Raw genomic sequence first — 17,758 nt, forward strand, 5'->3', positions numbered from 1 at the left:
AGGCCGGGCGGTTCAGTGATGACAGATGTCCCGTCGCTCCTGTCCCCCTCACCATCCGCTGCGGGTGGGCGTATGCCCCTGCCGGGAGTCTTCGGGCATCGGCATTTCGGCCCGCAGCCCGAGGAGCCGGATGGGGCGGTCCGGCTCAATCTTCGCCGCCAGGTCCATGGCACGCGCGAGCACTTCCGCCGGGTCCGACGTCTCGGGGATCTTCCGGGCGTAGGTTTTCGTGAGGAACGGGGCGTAGCGGACCTTGAGGGTCAGCCCGATCACCGGGCGCCCCTCGGCCGCGACATCTTCCAGGACGTGCCCCGTCAGCTCCCTGACGGCGTCGTCGATCTGCCTTGGCTCCGTGAGGTCGCGCTGGAAGGTGGTTTCCCGGCTGTGCCCCCGCGCCACCCAGGGCGTGTCATCAACTGTCCGCCCGCCGTCGCCCCGGCCGAGCTGCGCATACCAGGGACCCATCTTGGGGCCGAACTCGGGGACCAGGTCGTCGGGATTGCACGCTGCCAGCTCGGAAACCGTCTTGATGCCAAGCGTGGCAAGGCGGCGCGACACCTTCGTTCCCACGCCCCACAGCTCAATGGTGGGCCGGCTCCCCATGACCTCCAGCCAATTCTGGGCCGTGAGCCGGAAAACGCCGGCAGGCTTCCCGAACGTCGTTGCTACCTTGGCGCGCACCAGGGTGTCACCGATGCCCACACTGCAGTGCAGGCGGGTCTCCTCAAGGACATCGCGCTGCAGTTGCCGGGCGTATCCTTCCGGGTCCTCCGTCTGCACACCAACGAACGCTTCATCCCAGCCGAGCACCTGGACCGTAGCGCCGGGCTGCGAGCGCAGCACCGACATAACGTTTTCAGATGCAGCGAAGTAGGCCTCATGATCCACGGGGAGGATGACGGCGTCGGGAACCTTCCGTGCGGCGATGCGCAGCGGCATCCCGGAGCCGACGCCGTACGCCCTGGCTTCGTAGGACGCCGTGGACACCACCGCGCGCTCGGTCGGATCGCCGCGGCCACCCACGATGATGGCCTTGCCCGCAAGTTCGGGCCGGCGCAGCACTTCAACAGCCGCAATGAACTGGTCAAGGTCAACATGCAGTACCCACGGTTCGCCCACAAGCCCCAGTCTGCCCCGGCACGGCGCTCCGCACCACCGTTTCGCCTGCCCGCTTTCACGATTCAAGAGAACGCCGACGTCGGAACTCCCCTTCAGCGGGCACGGTTAGCCTTAGGCCATGACCTACGCAGACCTGAGCGCCGAGAGCAGCGCGGCGGGCGGCTCCCCATCCCTGGGCGGCTATCTTGCCACGCCACCCGGCACCGGCCCGTTCCCCGCCGTCCTGATGATCCACGAGGCGTTCGGGCTGAACGACATGACGCGGCGGCATGCCGACCGGCTGGCGAGCGCCGGCTATCTGACCCTGGCGCTGGACCTGTTCAGCGACGGCGGGCCGCGCCGCTGCCTGGTCAGCACCATGCGCAGCATGCTCAAGGGAACAGGGCGCCCCTTCACGGACCTTGCCACGGCCCGAAAATGGCTCGCCAGTGCCCCGCAGTCCAACGGCAAAACCGGCGTAATCGGGTTCTGCATGGGCGGCGGCTTCGCTCTGCTGGTGGCACGCGGCGGCTTTGACGCTGCCTCAGTCAATTACGGCCGGCTGCCCGGAAAACAGCAGGAGGACCTGGAGGATGCGCTCCGCGGCGCCTGCCCCATCGTGGCCAACTTCGGCGGCAGGGACACCACGCTCAAGGGTGCGGCCCGCAAGCTCGAGACAGCCCTCACCAACCTTGGGATCGAGCACAGCGTCAAGGAGTTTCCCACTGCCGGCCATGCCTTCCTGAACGACGCCGACCTTGGCCCTGCGGTGTTCCGGCCCCTCATGCGGGTCATGGGAATCGGTCCGGATCCTGAATCCGCCCCCGAGGCGTGGCAGCGGATCGAGGACCACTTCGCCCGGTACCTGAAGGACTGAGCACCCGCGCGCACTCCAGCCGGGAAGAACGACGACGGCGGGCCGCCCCTGAAAGGCGACCCGCCGTCGTCGTACTGTTTTAGTCGTACTGCTTTAAGTTGAACCGTTAGCTGTACAGCGCGTTCTTCGGTTCGTTGTTCTTGACCTTCTGCCAGCCCAGCCAGAGGACCACGGCGAAGAACGGGATGGTGGCCAGGGTCCAGAGGCCCAGGTAGAACACCTCGCCGCTCTTGCTGGTCATGGTGTCGAAGCCGATGAGCACGGTGATGGCCAGCAGGCCCACCAGTCCGGCCCAGCTGGTCCACGGCGAGCCGGGCATCGGCAGGCTGGACGTGATGCCCTGGCGGCGGCGCAGTACGATCTGGCTGGCGAAGATGGAGCCCCAGCAGAAGATCACGCCGATGGAGGCGGTGTTCAGCGCCAGGTCAAACGCGTGGGAGCCGCCCAGCCAGATGTTGAGCAGGATGCCCACCAGGTAGAAGGCAGCGATGGCGAGGATGGCCGCGTACGGGACGTGCCGCTTGGACATCCGGGTGAGCCACTGCGGAGCATGGCCGTTGTTGGCCATGGTGCGGAACACGCGGCCGATCGAGTACAGGCCGGAGTTGCAGGAGGACAGGGCAGCGGTGATCACGATCATGTTCATGACGTCGCCCACCCACGCCAGGCCCATCTGGCCAAAGACCGTAACGAACGGCGAGGTGCCCGCCACGTACTGGTCCGAGGGCAACAGCATGGCCAGCAGCAGCACGGAACCGACGTAGAAAACGACAATACGGAGGACGACGGCGCGGATCGCCTTGGGCACTTCACGTTCCGCGTTCTGCATCTCGCCCGCGGTGATGCCCACCAGTTCGATGCCGTTGTAGGCGAAGATGACGGCGTTGAGGACCAGGACCATCACCAGCGCGCCCTTGGGGAACATCCCGCCGTCGGCGGCAAACAGGTTGGCCACGGAGGCGTTGCCGTCACCCACCTTGGCGTTGGTGACAACCATAAAGGTGCCCACTGCCAGGAAGATCACGATGGCGCCCACTTTGAGGCAGGAGGCCCAGAATTCGAACTCGCCGAACGCCTTCACGCTCAGCAGGTTCACTGCCACCAGGAGCGCCAGGGCCGCAATGGCGGAGGCCTCCACCGGGACGTTGGGGAAGAAGAACTGGAAGTAGAGCCCGATCGCGATCAGTTCCGCGATGCCGGTCATGCCCCAGTTGATGAAGTACATCCAGCCGGAAAGGAACGCGCCCTTCTTGCCGAACATTTCACCGGCGTAGCTCACGAAGGAGCCGGAGGTCTGGCGGTACATGATGAGCTCGCCCAGCGCCCGCATCAGCAGGTAGGCGATGACGCCGGCAATGGCGTAGGAGAAAATCAGCGCCGGGCCAGTAGAGGCCAGGCGGCCGCCGGCGCCCATAAAGAGGCCGACGCCGATGGCGCCACCCATGGCGATCATGGTGACGTGGCGGCGGCCAAGGGTCTTGCTGTAGCCCTCGGCGCTGAGGGTGGGGTCGACGGCGATGGATGGTGCCGTGGGGTTTTGCAGGTCGGTGGGGGTACTTTGAGGCACAACGGTTCCTTGTGGGTTGGGTTTGGCCGCATCCGTAACATGAAAGATTCCGGTCACAAAATTCGGTGTTTTGCCCTTGGGGCAACCGATTGTGATCGGAATCTCTCGTGTCGCCGAAGCTTCACGCGGCTTGACCATCCTACAAGACCGAGCGGGCAGCACGTGACGGGGGCTACACCTGGCCGGTCCGCAGGACGATGTTCCGCTCCTCGTCAGACGTCACCTGGTACCTGGTCAGCGGGCCGGCGCCGGTGGTGGAACAGCCTGTCCCAAGGTCAAAGGCATGCTGGTGCAGGGGGCAGATGACCACCTCCCGGTCAATGGTCCCGTCGGCGAGCGGGCCTCCACGGTGCGGGCAAACTGCGGAGAGCGCGCGCAGGGAACCGTCCCTGAGCCGGAAGACAGCCACCTGCTGCCCCCCGACGGCGAACGCCCGGCCCTCGCCCAGCGGAATCTGTTCCACCGGGCCCAGGACGTGGAGGGCACTGGTTCCCGGTCCGCCGTCGTACGTCATTCCTAAACCGGGCTGTTCCGTACTCATCGGACCGGCACCTGCGGGAGCACCGTCAGCGGGAGCGACGTCCTGAACTGTCCCGGGGTGAGGCGATCGTCCCGCTCGCTCCAGGGATCCACATAGTTGTCCACCGAAGCCTGCATTGAGGAGTCGAGCCGGCCGGCAATCCCCTCGGAGTCCGCCACGATGACGGCCCTGATGTGTTCGATGCCCACCCGGGGAACAAAGGCGTACGTCCGTTCCAGCCAGTTGGCGTTTTCACGGTAGTACTGCATAAACCGGCCGGTGAGGACCTTGACCTCATCGGGGTCATCCACGGTGGCCAACAGGTCCCCTTTGCGGATGTGCGCGCCGGCGGCCCCGCCCACATAGATCTCCCAGCGGCCGCCCTCCACGGCCACCACGCCCACGTCCTTGACTAGGGATTCCGCGCAGTTGCGGGGGCACCCGGAGACAGCCAGCTTCAGCTTGGCCGGGGATTCAATCCCTTGGAAGCGGGACTCGATCTCGATGCCCAGCTTGGTGGAATCGCCGGTGCCGTACCGGCAGAAGTCCTTGCCCACGCAGGTCTTGACCGTGCGGAAGCTCTTGCCGTACGCATATCCGGAGGGCATATCCAGGTCAGCCCAGACCTGCGGGAGATCCTCCTTGGGCACCCCCAGCAGGTCAATGCGCTGGCCGCCGGTCAGTTTGATCAGGGGAATCTTGTGCTTCTCGGCCACGTCCGCGATCCGGCGCAGCTGCTGCACCGAGGTCACGCCGCCCTTCATCTGCGGCACCACGGAGAAGGTGCCGTCGCGCTGGATGTTGGCGTGCACGCGGTCATTGATGAACCGGGCATCGCGTTCGTCGATGTACTGGTCCGCCAGCATCATTTTCAGCAGCGATGCCAGTCCCATTTTCGATTTGGCATCCTCGGCACTCCCCGGTGCGAGCGCCTGGAACACCTGGGAGACCGAACGCAGCCCGCGTTTGCGGATCTCCGCCATCAACGACGGCTTGTCCAGCGGGATGCCGGGGACGTAGTAGCTGGCGGCCGGATCCTCCTCCACTGCACCGTCCGCGGCCCACTCCACCACCTGCCGGACCAGGAGCTTGCAGGAGCCGCAGCCCTTGCCCGCGCGGGTGGCGTCCATGGCACCGGCAACAGAGGTGCAGCCACCCTTTACCGCCCCGACCAGGTCCTTTTTGCTGACGCCGTTGCAGTTGCAGACCTGGGCGTCGTCATCCAGCTCGGCCACGCCCACGTCCTCCCCCGGAGTGCCGAGATCAAACATCAGGCTGATCCGTTCCTCGGGGAGCGGCAGCCCGCGGTCATAGGCCTGGGTCAGGTAGGCCACCTTGCGGCTGTCGCCCAGGAGCGTGGCGCCCACCATCTTGTTGTCGCGGACCACGATGGACTTGAACACGCCACGGCTGGGCTCGGAAAAGACAATGTGCTCGTCGGTATCGCGTTCCGGCCCGTGCAGGCCCATGGAAGCCACCTCCACGCCGGCAACCTTGAGCTTGGTGGCCGTGCGGGAGCCCAGGTAAGCGGCGCTGGTGTCGGCGCCGGTGACGTGGTTGGCCAGCACCACGGCCTGCTCCCACAGTGGCGCGACAAGCCCGTACACCTCGCCGCGGTGCTGCACGCACTCCCCCACGGCATAGACGTCGTCCTCGTCCTGGACGCGCAGCTGGTCATCCACCACGATGGCCCGTTCCACCGGCAGCCCGCTGAGTACGGCGAGGTCCACATTTGGCCGGATGCCCGCCGCAACCACCACCATGTCGCAGGCAATATCTTCCCGGTCGCGGAGCCTGACGCCGCTCACTCTGTCTGTTCCCAGGACGGCCGTGGTGCGGCTGCCGGTATGCACGCGGATGCCGAGCGCTTCCACGCTGCGGCGAAGCACCGCACCGCCGTCGGGCCCCATCTGGGCGTTCATCAGGTGCCCGCCGGAGTGCACCACCTCCACGTCGATGCCGTGGCTTTTCAGGCCGTAGGCCGCCTCTAATCCCAGGAGGCCGCCGCCGATCACCACCGCGCGGCTGTGGTGATCATGCTGGGCGTGCTGGATCATTTTCCGGGTGTCATCAATGGTGCGGAACCCAAACACGCCGTGTTTGACGGACCCGCCCGGGGTGTAAAGCCCGTCCATGGGCGGCATGTGGGATCGGCTGCCCGTGGCGATGATCAGCACGTCGTACGGTGTCACCCTGCCGTCGTCGGAAAAGACGTTCTTGGTGAACCTGTCGATCCGCTCTGCCCTGACGCCGGAATGCAGGGTGATGTTGTTTTCCCGGTACCAGGAGAGGGCGTTGAGGAAGATGTCCGCATCGCTTTCCTCCCCCGAGAGGACGTGGCTGAGCATAATCCTGTTGTAGTTCCCATACGGTTCGTCGCCGAACATGGTGATGCTGAACTGCTCGGCTCCGCCCCTGGCCAGGATCTCCTCCACGGCGCGGGCGCCGGCCATCCCGTTGCCGATCACCACCAGCCGACGGCGGGAAGCGGGTTTTCCTGAATAGGCACGTTCTTGCGGCTTATGCCCGGGCTTGTCCAGCGGCTTTTCCATAAGACCCGTCATCAGTGTTCCACCATGCCCAGGTCAATCACCACGGCCCCGGCGACGCCTTCGGGGGCCACCAGGTAGAGCTCGATCACCGAGCCGCCTTCAATGTCCTCCACCACCCGCAGCGGCACATGGACATCGCCCCTGGCTCCGATCGGGAAGTACCGCATGGGCACACCGTCCCGCATCAGCACCACGGTGATCAGTTCAGGGCTGGAGTTCCCGCCCCGGAAGTAGAGCGTCTGGTTGATCACCCCGTCCGGAACGTAGTGCAGAAGTTCGCTGTGGATGGGGACCGGTTTATCCAGCCCCGCCCCGGCAAAGGGATAGATGCCCTGCAGGAAAAGGTTCTTGGTGATCACAGTGAGATCCTTTCGGCCGCCGGTGACTGGCATGTCCCCATCCTGCGCTGCCGATGTTTCCGCCTGCCGGTCCCCGGGTAACGATCCCTTAACGCAAATCTCACCGTTTTCCGGGCCTCGGGCCGCCAGCCGCTCAGGCTAGCGATGCACGCCAATAGCGCGAACGGACAGTTGAGGCCCCTCCAACTGGGGCCTCAAGTGTTCGTTCGGGCTTCCTCCGCGAGTGCGCCATTCTCCATCGAGTACCTGACCCAGCGGCCGGCGTCGTCCGTTCTTGCCTTGTCGCTCTTTCGCGCGCAGGAGGCGAACCACTCCCGCAGGGCGCGGTCGTGGCTGACCATGACCAGCGTCCCGGCAAAGCCCGCGAGCGCCTCCTCGAGCTGCTCCACAAGCACCGGTGCCAAGTGGTTGGTGGGTTCGTCAACAATCAGGGTTCCGTAGCCGCCGAGCAAAAGCCTGGCCAGGGCAAGGCGGCGCTGCTGGCCGGCGGACAGGCCTCCTACCGGCACATGGAATTCGCTGGTGCGGAACAGCCCCAGGCGCAGGAGTGCCTCGGCGTGCTCGTCGATGTTTCCCCCCAGCCCTGCGGCAAACGCGGGGAGCAGCCGCAGCCCGGGCCGCTTCGGGAGCTCGAGCTCCTGCTGCAGGTAGCCCACCCGCGCAGGGCGGGTCACGGTGCCTGCCGCGGGCTCCAGCGTGCCTGCCAGCACCGAGAGGAGCGTGGATTTGCCTGCGCCATTGGGGCCGGTGATGAGGATCTTCTCCCCGGCGGCGGCGGCAAAGTTCGTGGTGTCCAGGCGGCCCGGCACGGCCACCCCACGGGCTTTGAGCACGGGAACCGCCAGCTGGGGCGCATCCGGACCAACGTCAAGCTCCGCGGCAAGGCGTAGCGGGACGGGCGGACGGTCCACCGGACTGGCTTCCAGCCGGCGGAGGCGCTCCTGGGCGTTGCGGACCTTGCTGGTGGCCGCCTTCTGCCAGGTGCCGGCCTTGAAGTCGAAACCCATTTTGTCGCCGTCGCGTTTGCGGGCGTAGCCCATTTTCCCGGCCACGGTGTCCGCCTGCCGCTGTTCGGCCTCCATCGCGTCAACCCAGGTCTGATACTGCTGTACCCAGCGCGAGCGTTCGGCTGCTTTCTCCTTCAGGTAGCCCTCATAGCCGTTGCCGTAACGGGTCACGGAGCGTCGCTCGGCATCCACCTCGATCACGGTGCTGGCCACCTTCCGCAGGAGGACCCGATCGTGCGAAACCACCACCACCGTGCCGCGGTGGGCGGCCAACCTGTCCTCCAGCCAGGCTGTTCCGCGTGCGTCCAGATGGTTGGTGGGTTCGTCCAGGAGCAGGATGTCGGCCGGGTCCGCCAGGATGCAGGCCAGGGCCACGCGTTCCTGCTCACCGCCGGACAGCGAGCCGAGCACCCGGCTCCGGTCCAGGCCGCCCAGCCCCAGCCGGTCCAGGGCTGCCTCCACGCGGGACTCAGCAGCATAGCCCTCGCGCAGCTGATACTCGGTCTGCAAAGCGCCGTAGGCTTCCAGTTCGTCCGCTTCGGCCTCGGCCAGCCCGGTCTCCAGGCGGTCAAGTTCCGCCTCGATGGCGCGCAGGGACGCCAGGGACTCGTCGATGGCGGCGCCGACTGTGAAAGACTCCGGCAGGCCGTGAGTCTGGGCCAGGTAGCCCACCCGGCCGGGGCTCGCCACCGTTCCTTCGTTCGGTGCCTCAAGGCCCGCCATCAGCCGCAGGAGTGTTGATTTGCCGGCACCGTTTTCGCCGACGATGGCCACATGCTCGCGGGCGGTAATGGCCAGGCTGATGTTGTCCAGCAGCTGGCGGTCTCCGTAGCCGTGGGAAACGCCCACAAGGCTGAGGTGTTCAGTCATCAAAAGTCCTCGAATAATCCGCAGTGTGGCCGCCGGAGCTGAAGGTGACTTCAGGTAAACGCTCAACGGGGGGCCCTGGCATCGGTGGAACAGCCCGGTCTGCTTGGGCTGCTGGCTAGGACTTCATCGCTCCAGCCTGCCCGGTGACGCCGTGAACGTCAAGGTGGCTGCCGCCGTCGCCCGCTTTGTCCGTCGCGTTGAGAGGCTCCCCACCCCATCCCCCCGCGCGAACTGGCACGTAATGCCCTCAAAAGTCGGATCTGCGGGCATTACGTGCCAGTTCGCGCTCAGCCTCAGGGTCAGACAGCGAGGACGGCCGCCTTCTTGCGGCGGGCCTTCGCGAGCCGGGTACCGATCAGTCCCTGCCGGGGACTGAAGAGATAGACGACGGCGAATACCGCACCCTGGGTGAGGACCACCATGGCGCCGGACGCGGTGTCCAGGTAGTAGCTGAGGTAGATTCCGGCGATGGAGCAGGCCGCCGAGATGGCGGGGGCGATAACCAGCATCCGGGAGAAGCGGTCAGTCAGCAGATAGGCCGTGGCGCCGGGGATGATCAGCATGGCCACCACCAGCACCACGCCCACGGTTTGCAGCGCCACCACCGACGTCAGCGCCAGCAGGCCCAGCAGCAGCGCGCCGAGCCGTTTCGGGGAAAGTCCGATGGCGTGGGCGTGCGTGGGATCAAAGGCGTAGAGGGTGAGGTCACGGCGCTTCAGGATGAGGATGGCGAATGCCACCACGCCCAACACGACGACCTGGATGAGGTCAGGAATGCTGACGCCCAGCAGGTTGCCGAAGATGATGTGGTTCAGGTCCGTCTGGCTGGGTGTGACCGAGATGAGGACCAGGCCCAGGGCAAACAGCGAGCTGAAAACAATGCCGATCGCGGCGTCCTCCTTGACCCGGCTGGTGTTGCGGACCACCCCGATCAGCGTCACGGCGATCAGCGCAAACACCAGGGCGCCCAGGGCAAACGGAGCCCCCACGATGTACGCCAGGACCACCCCCGGGAGCACGGCGTGGGAGACGGCGTCGCCCATCAGGGACCAGCCGATCAGCACCAGCCAGCAGCTCAGGACGGCACACACAATGGCGGCGAGCGCGGTGGTGATGATGGCGCGGACCATAAAGTCGTAGCTCAGCGGTTCCAGCAGCATGTCCAGAAGATCCACGGTTCAGCCCCTGCTTTCGGTGCGTGCGGGCTTGTCGCGGTTCAGCACGTCCAGGCCGAACGCCATGGCCAGGTTCTCGGGCTGCAGCACCAGTTCCGGGGCACCGTGCATCAGGACCCGGCGCATGAGCAGCACGGCTTCGTCGCACAGCTGGGGCAGGGCGTGCAGATCGTGGGTGGAGATGAGGATGGTGCAGCCGTCTGCGGCGAGTTCGCGCAGCAGCCTGGTAATGGTGGCCTCGGAGCGTTTGTCCACGCCGGCAAATGGCTCGTCCAGGAGCATCATGGTGGCGCCCTGGGCAATTCCGCGGGCCACAAAGGCGCGCTTTTTCTGGCCGCCGGAGAGCTGCCCGATCTGGCGTCCGGCGTACTCGCCCAGTTCCACCCGGTCCAGAGCTTCGTCGACGGCGGCGCGGTCCGCCTTCGACGGGCGCCGGGTGAACCCCTGGTGCCCGTAGCGGCCCATCATCACCACATCGCGGACGGACAGCGGAAACTGCCAGTCCACATCCTCGCTCTGCGGCACGTAGCCAATCCCACCTTCCTTGCGTGCCCTGGAAGGTGACTGGCCGTTGATCAGGACACGGCCGGCGTCGGGCTTAATCATTCCCATGATGACTTTGAACAGCGTGGACTTTCCGGAGCCGTTCATGCCGATCAGGCCACAGATCCGCGCAGCATCCAGCGTCAGGGAGGCGGAGTCGAGCGCCAGGACCTCACCGTAGTGGACGGTCACGTTCTCCACGAGGATTGCTGGGGTGCTCATGGTAATCATTGTGCTGCAGTTGTGGACGCCCCTGTAAGCGCCTTGGTGATGACCTGGGCGTCGTGCCGGATGAGGTCGAGGTAGGTGGGAACGGGACCATCGGCTTCGGAGAGCGAATCTACGTACAGCGTTCCGCCGAACTTGGCGCCGGTGGCGCCCACAACCTGCTGCATGGGCGCATCTGAAACGGTGGATTCACAGAAGACTGCGGGGACCTTGTTGGCCTTGACGTACTCGATGGCCCGGGTGATCTGCTGGGGTGTGGCCTGCTGCTCGGCGTTGACCGCCCAGATGTAGACCTCGTGCAGGCCGGCGTCGCGGGCGAGGTAGGAGAAGGCGCCTTCACAGGTCACCAGGGCACGCTGCGCCTCCGGGACGCCGGCGAGGCTCGATTTCATCTCGTCCTGCACAGCCTGCAGCTCGGCTTTGTAGGCGTCGCCGTTGCTCCGGAATTCCCCGGCATTATCCGGGTCCAGCTCGGAGAAGGCCTTCACCATGTTGTCCACATAGATCTGGACGTTCACCGGCGACATCCAGGCGTGCGGGTTGGGTTTTCCCTGGTAGGAATCCTCGCTGATGGACATCGCCTGGACACCGTCGCTCACCACGGCATGGGGGACGTCCAGGCCCTCCACGAACTGCCCGAACCAGGCCTCCAGGTTCAGCCCGTTGTCCAGGATCAGGTCGGCTTTGGAGGCCTTGCGGATATCGCCGGGGGTGGGCTCGTAGCCGTGGATTTCGGCTCCGGCTTTGGTAATGGACTCCACCGTCAGCTTGTCGCCGGCGACGTTGCGGGCGATGTCTGCCAGCACCGTGAAGGTGGTCAGCACAACTGGTTTCTCCCCGTCGCCGCTGCCGGATGTACCACCCGGTGCGGCGCCGCCACAGGCGGCCAGGGAAAGGGACAGGAGGACGACGGCGGCGGCGCCGATGGCGCGTGACGCCACCGATCGCCGGGCTGAGGTTCGGCGGACTACTTTGGCGCACCGAAACAGAAAGTTAGGCATACCGAATATTCTACGGGACGCCGAAGTTGGACTGCAAACCTACGCCTGCCCGCCTGCACGCCTCCTCTACCCCAACTGGGTCGCGCTAACTGTCTTTATGGATCCGCAAAACGACAGTTAGCGCTACCTAGATGGGGTGGGGATACGCTGAACCTATGGCTACACAACGTCGGAGACCACCACCTCTGCAGCCTGAGCTCTACCGGTTTTCCAGCCTGGATTTCGCCACCGTGGGCCTTTACGTCGGCCTGGCTGTGTTCATCGCCCTGGCCGGGCAACTGCTGCTGCCACTCCTGCCGCAGCTCGGACCCTCCCGGCTGGCCGCTTCATACGGCCTTACCTTTGTCTTTTATGCGTTGGTCGCAGCGCTGGCCCTGTTCGCCGCGCGTCATGTGGTGGCCCGGGACCTCCGCGTGCTCGCTACCCGCCCCTGGTTCACGCTGCTGATGGTGCCGGCCGCCGTCGTGGCCATGATGATCCTGACGGCGATTGTGGTGGTGGCCGCGGGCGGAGTGGAGACCTCCCAGAACCAGGCCGGGCTACAGGCGCTCATGCAGCGCATTCCGGCCTGGCTGACGGCTCCGGTGCTGGTAGTGATCGGACCCTTTGTGGAGGAATACCTCTTCCGCCACCTGCTAATCGGCAAGCTGAGCCGGCGGGTCAACATCTGGTTGTGCTGCATCCTGTCCACAGTGCTCTTCGCCGCCCTGCACGTTGTGCGGGAGGGCATCACCTTCACTGTGCTGCTGCCCTACCTGGCGATGGGGGCCACATTCGTCCTTGTCTACGTGTGGACAGGGAAGAACCTGATGTTCTCCTACCTTGTGCACGCAGCCAAGAACCTGCTCGCCGTGATCTTTATCTACGCGATACCGCCGGAGGTCTACGAACAGATCCAGTAGGTTCAGGCCTAGATCCCGCGGACGAACTGCCTAGGGAAGGGAGATCCCGCGCAGGGTGAACGTGTGGGTGCCCCGGGTCCGGCCCGTGATGTAGACCTTTACGCCGTCCGTGGCGTTGGTTCCATTGACGTAGCGGTAGGCCTCACCCGGGTTGTACACCGGCGGGTTGTCGGGGTCCGTGGGGTTGCCCGGACCGAACTCGATGCCGTGCCCGCCCACCCGGTAACTGCCTGTTCCTTCCACGAGCTGAAAGGTGTCGGCACCTCCGGCAGGCTCGGCACCCTCAAGCACGCCCCCGGGCCTGAAAGTGAGTTCCAGGGCGAAGGAGGTGTCAGCGCCGTCAAAGCCGATCTCCAGGACGGTTTCATTCTCGCCGACATGGACCGCAACATCCGTGGTGAGACTGTGCACCACCGCGGGCCTGCTGGAAAAGTCCATGCTGGCGCTGAAGCGGCCCTCGTGGGTGAGGCTGTAGATGCCGTCGCCGCAGTGCTTCTCAGGCGGAAGCGGCAGGTAGAAGTTGGCGGCAAGGGTCTCGGACAGGGACACCTGGGAGCTCCCGTCGGCAGCCGTCTCCTGGCTCCGGAACGGACCGAGGTCAAAGAAGCTGCGGGACAGCCGGACGTCGGACAGGAGGGCTGAGCCATGCTCAAAACGCAGGAAGGTGGGGTTGGCGGACAGCCCTGACACCACACCGGGCACCAGTTCATCGCAGCCGCCGTAGACGGTGGTGACTGCCTCCCCCCGCCGGAACCGGTAGACGCCGCAGCTGTCCAGTGAGGCCTCGGCAGGGGCCAGTGCGTCCGGCAACGGAACATTGTCGTCCATGCCGGCGCCAGCGCCCGCTCCCGTGCTGCCAGCACCCGGCAGGGTTTCCGCCAGCCAGGGATCCAGCCGAGTCCTGGCAAGCAGCTTGTCCGGTGCGTACAGCGGGAACTGCTCCAGCCAGCGTGCGGCGGCGGCGAAATCCTTCCGCCCGTCCTGGTTGGCCAGCCGGCGGTAGAGCATCAGGAAGACGGTAGCGTCAAAGGTCAGCCATTGGTCCTGGCGCCGGGAGAAGACGGATTCCACACTGCCATCGGAGTTAAACCAAGGCAGGAATGCCGCCAGGTTCCGGCGGACATGGTCCAGCAGATCGGGCTTGCCGGCACTGTCCGCGATGGTCAGGAGCGAGGGGTTGGTGACCGCCGTGGCATACAGCGGGCTGCGTTCGGAATACATGCCGTCCGGAAGCTGGTCGATCCCCTCGGCCAGCCATTGCCCAATGCGGGCCTCGATCTCCGGCCGCGGCGCACCCTCGCGGAGCTGGAGCTGATGGATCTGGGCCAGCGCGGCCGAGAGTTCCCACCGGTGGTTGGGGGTGTGGACTCCGCCGCCCACCAGGGACCCCGTGGCACCGGCAACGATCTGCCTCAGCCTATGGCGGACGTCCCGCAAAACACCGTCCCGCAAAACACCGTCCCGCAAAACACCGTCCCGCAAAACACCGTCCCGCAAGACGCCCTCCGGCGCCCCGTCGGCCAGGGCGTCGATCAGGCATAAGGCCAGGCACGCGTCATTGATGGTGAAGGCCGTGTCAGGCGGCGAGCTCAGGTTGGTGCCGTCAAAAAGGCCGGCAGGGCCCTGGAGGCGTTCAAGCCGGTCCAGGCATCTCCCCATCGGTTCCTGCAGCCCGGATTGCCCGTAATAGGCGGATCGTGGCTCCGAAAACACCGTCACCAGGGCCAGCAGCCGGCTCATGGCGCCGCGATGGGGAAGAGCCGCAACGCCGCCGTCGGACGTTTCAAGGAGGGTGCCAACATGCCTGTCCGCTTCATCCACTACCCGGTGAAGAAAAGCGATATCGGTTGTTGCGGCCGTCTGCTGTTCGTTCAACATTCCTTCTTTTCCAAGCGGCAAGGGAGCTAGTCCTTCAGGCCGGCGCTGACATCGGCGTTGAGGACGTACTTCTGGCAGACAAAGAACACCAGGACCAGCGGCAGGATGGAGATCACCGACGCACCAAGGAGGACAGGCCAGTCGATGTTCTCGGCGCCCACGATGCTCCGCAATGCAACCTGAAGGGTGTACCACTTGGGGTCGTTCAGCACGATCAGCGGCCAGATGTAGTCATTCCAGCGCCACTGGAACGAAAAGATGGCCAGCGTGAACAGAATGGGCCGGGACAGCGGCAGCATGATCCGGAAGAAAATAGTCAGCTCGCTGGCACCGTCGATCCGGGCTGAATGCAGGAGGTCATCGGGGACCGTCAGGAAGAACTGGCGGAACATAAACACCCCCGTGGCCGTCAGCACCGAGGGCACAATAATGCCCGACAGCGAGTTGTACAGGCCCAGATCCCGGATCACCGTAAACGTGGGGTTCAGGATCACCTCGGTGGGCAGCATGGTGGTAGCCAGGATGCAGACGAAGAACAGGCGCGTGCCGGGGTTGTTGTACTTGGCCAGGGCGTAGCCGGTGCAGGCGCTGAAAAAGACAGTCAGCACGGTGGTGACCAGCGCCACGGTGGCGGTGTTCAGGAAGTACTGGGCGAAGTCAACGCGCTCCCAGGCGTCAATAAAGCCCTGGAAGGTCCATTCCCTCGGAATCATGGACAGCGGATACGTGAACAGTTCGCTGCCCGGCTTGAACGAACTGAGGATGAACCACAGCAGCGGCAGCGCGTAGATGGCCACGATCAGCCACATCAGGCCCGTCAGCGGCGCGGACAGTTTGGCCCGTCCGTTCCGCATGTTCCGCTGGTCCGCGGTGCGGGCGGCTTCCTCGGCCCCTAGAACGGCCACTTCGTCCGAGACGGGAGGCAGGTTGGCAGCTGTTGCCATGGGTCAGCCCTTCTTCTTGTTGAAGCGAAGCTGGATCAGCGCGATAGCCAGCAGGACCACCATCAGCACCATGGACGCGGCGCTGGCGTAACCCACCTTGGACTGCTCAAACCCGGTCTTGTAGATGTACTGGACGATCAGGACGTTTTCCGTGCCGGGGCCGCCGTTGGTCAGCGCCTGGATCATGGCGAATTCCTTCATCGCATGGATCGTGGAGAGCAGGATAACCATGAACGACGTCGGTGCGATGCCAGGCAGTGTCACATGCCGGAACCGTTGCCAGGCGTTGGCCCCGTCCAGCTCGGCGGCCTCCAGCAAGGCTTCCGGAATGTTCTTCAGCGCTGCGATGAACAGGAGCATGTTGAAGGCTGTTCCGCCCCAGGCGGCGGCAAAGATCACCACTGTCAGGGCCAGGTTGGCGTTGCTGGACCACGGCAGCGGGCTTCCGCCCAGCGTGGAGATCACGAAGTTGACGAAGCCGAAGTCCTGTCCGAACATCCATTTCCAGATGACACCCACCACAATCGGGGAGATCAGCCAGGGCAGGAAGATCACGATCTTGGCAGCGGTCCGGCCCCTGACGGCCCTGCTGACGAGCAGGGCCGCAACTCCCAGGGAGGAGACGTAGATCAGCGGCACCGACAGCAGGGTGTACAGGAACGTGCGGCTCAATGCGGCGTAAAACGTGCTGTCCGCGAAGAGCTTCTGGAAGTTGGCCAGGCCGATGAAGTTCAACCGGCCCACACCGCGGTAGTCCGTGAACGAGTAGATCAGGCCCAATGCCCCGGGCCAGACAAAGAACACGAGGAAGAGCACCACGTTGACGCCGATGAGGACCAGCGGGGCAATGACGTAGCGGTTGTGGCGCTTCTGCTGGGACTTGCTCCGCACGGCTGGCGTGCGGAGCGTCTCAGGCGCCACCGTGGATCCCGTGGTTGGAGTAGCCACGGCTTAGCCGCCGTTGTAGAGCTTCACGATGTTGTCCACCGTGGTTTTGGCGTCCTGGCTGCCGCCGAGCATCTTGACGGTTTCCTCACGCAGCGGGTCACCGGAGAACGGGGTCTCGGCGTACGCTTCAGCCACCACCCGCTTGATGGCATTGTCACCCTTCGCCTCGTTGCCGGCAATCTGCTTCTGGTACAGCTCGAAGGAAGCCTGCTGGAAGGGGTACTCCACCTTCAGGTCTGCCTTGACGGGCAGGTAACCGCCCAACTTGGCGAACTCCGTGTAGTTGGCGTCATCGTAGAACCACTCGATGAACTTCTTGGCTTCCTCGTCAGCGCCGGTGTCCTTGAAGGCGACCATAAAGCCGCCGCCGAGGTTAGTGGCGCTGACTTCCTTCTTGGGCAGCGGCACGGAGAGCCATTCGAAGTCCTTGATGTTCTTGTTGAAGTCGGCAACCTGCCAGCTGCCGGAGTAGTACGCGGCCACCTGGCCACTCTTGAACATGGCATTGCCGTCTTCGCCGCTGAGCCAGACCGACTTCGGCATGGTCTTGTCGTCGTTGATCTTCTGGAAGTATTCGAGCGTTTCCACGGCCTTGTCGTCGCCGGCGTACTTGTCGCCTTCCTTGGCAAAGGCGCTGCTGCCGAACTCGTACATCATGGCGCGCAGGCGGTGGCCGGAGCGGTCCATGACCACGCCGTATTTAGCGCCGGCCTTCTCGCGGACCTCGGTGACGGCCGCGACAAACTCATCCCAGGTCCAGGCGTCCTCAAGAGCGGTGGGGTAGGCCACGCCGGCTTTGTCAAAGAGGCTCTTGTTCACAAACAGTCCGACGGCGGTGAGGTCGGAGGGGATGGCCGGAATGGTTCCGTCCGGGGCCTCCTGCAGGAACTTTTCGTCGATGTTCCGGGACTTGGCGATGTCCGTCAGGTCCTGGAGCTGGTTGACCCACAGCGGGTCAATGCTGGTCACGCGCGCCAGGGCCGGCAGATCGTTGGCGGTGGCTGCGTTCTTGAGCTTGGTGGTGATGTCCGCCGTGGGGACGTCCACCACTTCGATGGTGATGCCGGTGGCTTCCTTGTACTTCTTGGCGGCCGCGGCAAACGCGCCGCCCTGGTTGGTGTCGCCGGAGAGGATCAGCTGAAGGGGCTTGGAAGGGTCAGACGTGCCGCCTCCGCCCCCGCTGCCACAGGCGGTGAGCCCGGCGGCAAGGGCCGAAAGGCCGAACGCCGTCAGACCGAACTGCCTGCGGCTGATGCTTGAGATTCTTGTCTGCTCTGACAATGCTCTGT

At 65.0% G+C, this 17,758-nt stretch carries 15 protein-coding genes; 2 read left to right on the top strand and 13 right to left on the bottom strand.

Going from position 1 to position 17,758, the window contains the following annotated elements; all coding sequences use genetic code 11:
• Nucleotides 1–48: 48 nt before the first annotated feature.
• The gene (locus tag F8G81_RS18715) at nucleotides 49–1,119 is read right to left on the bottom strand and encodes a DNA polymerase IV (RefSeq protein WP_267276146.1); all 1,071 of its coding nucleotides are present in this window, start codon (nucleotides 1,117–1,119) and stop codon (nucleotides 49–51) included.
• Nucleotides 1,120–1,237: 118 nt separating this feature from the next.
• On the opposite strand from F8G81_RS18715, the gene F8G81_RS18720 reads away from it, so the two are divergent.
• Nucleotides 1,238–1,975 carry a dienelactone hydrolase family protein gene (locus tag F8G81_RS18720; protein WP_267276147.1) on the top strand — a complete coding sequence of 246 codons (738 nt, stop codon included), beginning with the start codon at nucleotides 1,238–1,240 and terminating at the stop codon, nucleotides 1,973–1,975.
• Nucleotides 1,976–2,081: 106 nt separating this feature from the next.
• Here the strand turns inward: F8G81_RS18720 and F8G81_RS18725 are convergent, their stop codons facing one another.
• The 8 genes from F8G81_RS18725 to F8G81_RS18760 all read right to left on the bottom strand — a co-directional run bounded on the left by F8G81_RS18725 (nucleotide 2,082) and on the right by F8G81_RS18760 (nucleotide 11,797).
• A complete protein-coding gene (locus tag F8G81_RS18725) occupies nucleotides 2,082–3,542 on the bottom strand; it encodes an amino acid permease (RefSeq protein WP_267276148.1) in 1,461 nt (486 codons plus the stop codon).
• A gap of 172 nt (nucleotides 3,543–3,714) precedes the next feature.
• On the bottom strand, nucleotides 3,715–4,083 hold the full coding sequence (locus F8G81_RS18730; protein ID WP_416377067.1) for a Rieske (2Fe-2S) protein: 369 nt from the start codon (nucleotides 4,081–4,083) through the stop codon (nucleotides 3,715–3,717).
• On the bottom strand, nucleotides 4,080–6,515 hold the full coding sequence (gene nirB, locus F8G81_RS18735) for a nitrite reductase large subunit NirB (RefSeq protein WP_267279289.1): 2,436 nt from the start codon (nucleotides 6,513–6,515) through the stop codon (nucleotides 4,080–4,082). The genes F8G81_RS18730 and nirB overlap by 4 nt, the downstream gene beginning before the upstream one ends.
• A 110-nt stretch (nucleotides 6,516–6,625) precedes the next feature.
• Nucleotides 6,626–7,006 carry a molybdopterin oxidoreductase gene (locus F8G81_RS18740; protein ID WP_267276149.1) on the bottom strand — a complete coding sequence of 127 codons (381 nt, stop codon included), beginning with the start codon at nucleotides 7,004–7,006 and terminating at the stop codon, nucleotides 6,626–6,628.
• A gap of 161 nt (nucleotides 7,007–7,167) precedes the next feature.
• Nucleotides 7,168–8,850 carry an ABC-F family ATP-binding cassette domain-containing protein gene (locus F8G81_RS18745; RefSeq protein WP_267276150.1) on the bottom strand — a complete coding sequence of 561 codons (1,683 nt, stop codon included), beginning with the start codon at nucleotides 8,848–8,850 and terminating at the stop codon, nucleotides 7,168–7,170.
• Between the two features lie 299 nt (nucleotides 8,851–9,149).
• Nucleotides 9,150–10,016, bottom strand: coding sequence for a metal ABC transporter permease (locus F8G81_RS18750; protein ID WP_416377151.1), 867 nt, complete (start codon nucleotides 10,014–10,016; stop codon nucleotides 9,150–9,152).
• 12 nt (nucleotides 10,017–10,028) lie between these two features.
• A complete protein-coding gene (locus tag F8G81_RS18755; RefSeq protein WP_267276152.1) occupies nucleotides 10,029–10,790 on the bottom strand; it encodes a metal ABC transporter ATP-binding protein in 762 nt (253 codons plus the stop codon).
• A 5-nt stretch (nucleotides 10,791–10,795) separates the two neighbouring features.
• Complete coding sequence (locus F8G81_RS18760) at nucleotides 10,796–11,797, bottom strand: metal ABC transporter substrate-binding protein (RefSeq protein ID WP_267276153.1); 1,002 nt, start codon at nucleotides 11,795–11,797, stop codon at nucleotides 10,796–10,798.
• A gap of 155 nt (nucleotides 11,798–11,952) precedes the next feature.
• Between F8G81_RS18760 and F8G81_RS18765 the strand changes: the two genes are divergently transcribed.
• Nucleotides 11,953–12,699, top strand: coding sequence for a CPBP family intramembrane glutamic endopeptidase (locus F8G81_RS18765; RefSeq protein WP_267276154.1), 747 nt, complete (start codon nucleotides 11,953–11,955; stop codon nucleotides 12,697–12,699).
• A 30-nt stretch (nucleotides 12,700–12,729) separates the two neighbouring features.
• On the opposite strand, the gene F8G81_RS18770 is transcribed toward F8G81_RS18765, so the two are convergent.
• Genes F8G81_RS18770 through F8G81_RS18785 form a run of 4 tightly spaced genes read right to left on the bottom strand, consistent with a single transcriptional unit; the run spans nucleotide 12,730 to nucleotide 17,750 of the window.
• Nucleotides 12,730–14,577, bottom strand: a complete 1,848-nt coding sequence (locus F8G81_RS18770; protein ID WP_267276155.1) for a hypothetical protein — start codon at nucleotides 14,575–14,577, stop codon at nucleotides 12,730–12,732.
• A 26-nt stretch (nucleotides 14,578–14,603) separates the two neighbouring features.
• Nucleotides 14,604–15,521, bottom strand: a complete 918-nt coding sequence (locus F8G81_RS18775; protein WP_267276156.1) for a carbohydrate ABC transporter permease — start codon at nucleotides 15,519–15,521, stop codon at nucleotides 14,604–14,606.
• Nucleotides 15,522–15,524: 3 nt separating this feature from the next.
• Nucleotides 15,525–16,469 carry a carbohydrate ABC transporter permease gene (locus F8G81_RS18780; RefSeq protein WP_267276157.1) on the bottom strand — a complete coding sequence of 315 codons (945 nt, stop codon included), beginning with the start codon at nucleotides 16,467–16,469 and terminating at the stop codon, nucleotides 15,525–15,527.
• A 3-nt stretch (nucleotides 16,470–16,472) separates the two neighbouring features.
• Nucleotides 16,473–17,750: an ABC transporter substrate-binding protein gene (locus tag F8G81_RS18785; protein WP_267276158.1), complete on the bottom strand. Its 1,278-nt coding sequence runs from the start codon at nucleotides 17,748–17,750 to the stop codon at nucleotides 16,473–16,475.
• Between the last annotated feature and the right edge of the window lie 8 nt (nucleotides 17,751–17,758).

Source organism: Arthrobacter sp. CDRTa11 (genome assembly GCF_026427775.1).
Taxonomy (GTDB): Bacteria; Actinomycetota; Actinomycetes; order Actinomycetales; family Micrococcaceae; genus Arthrobacter.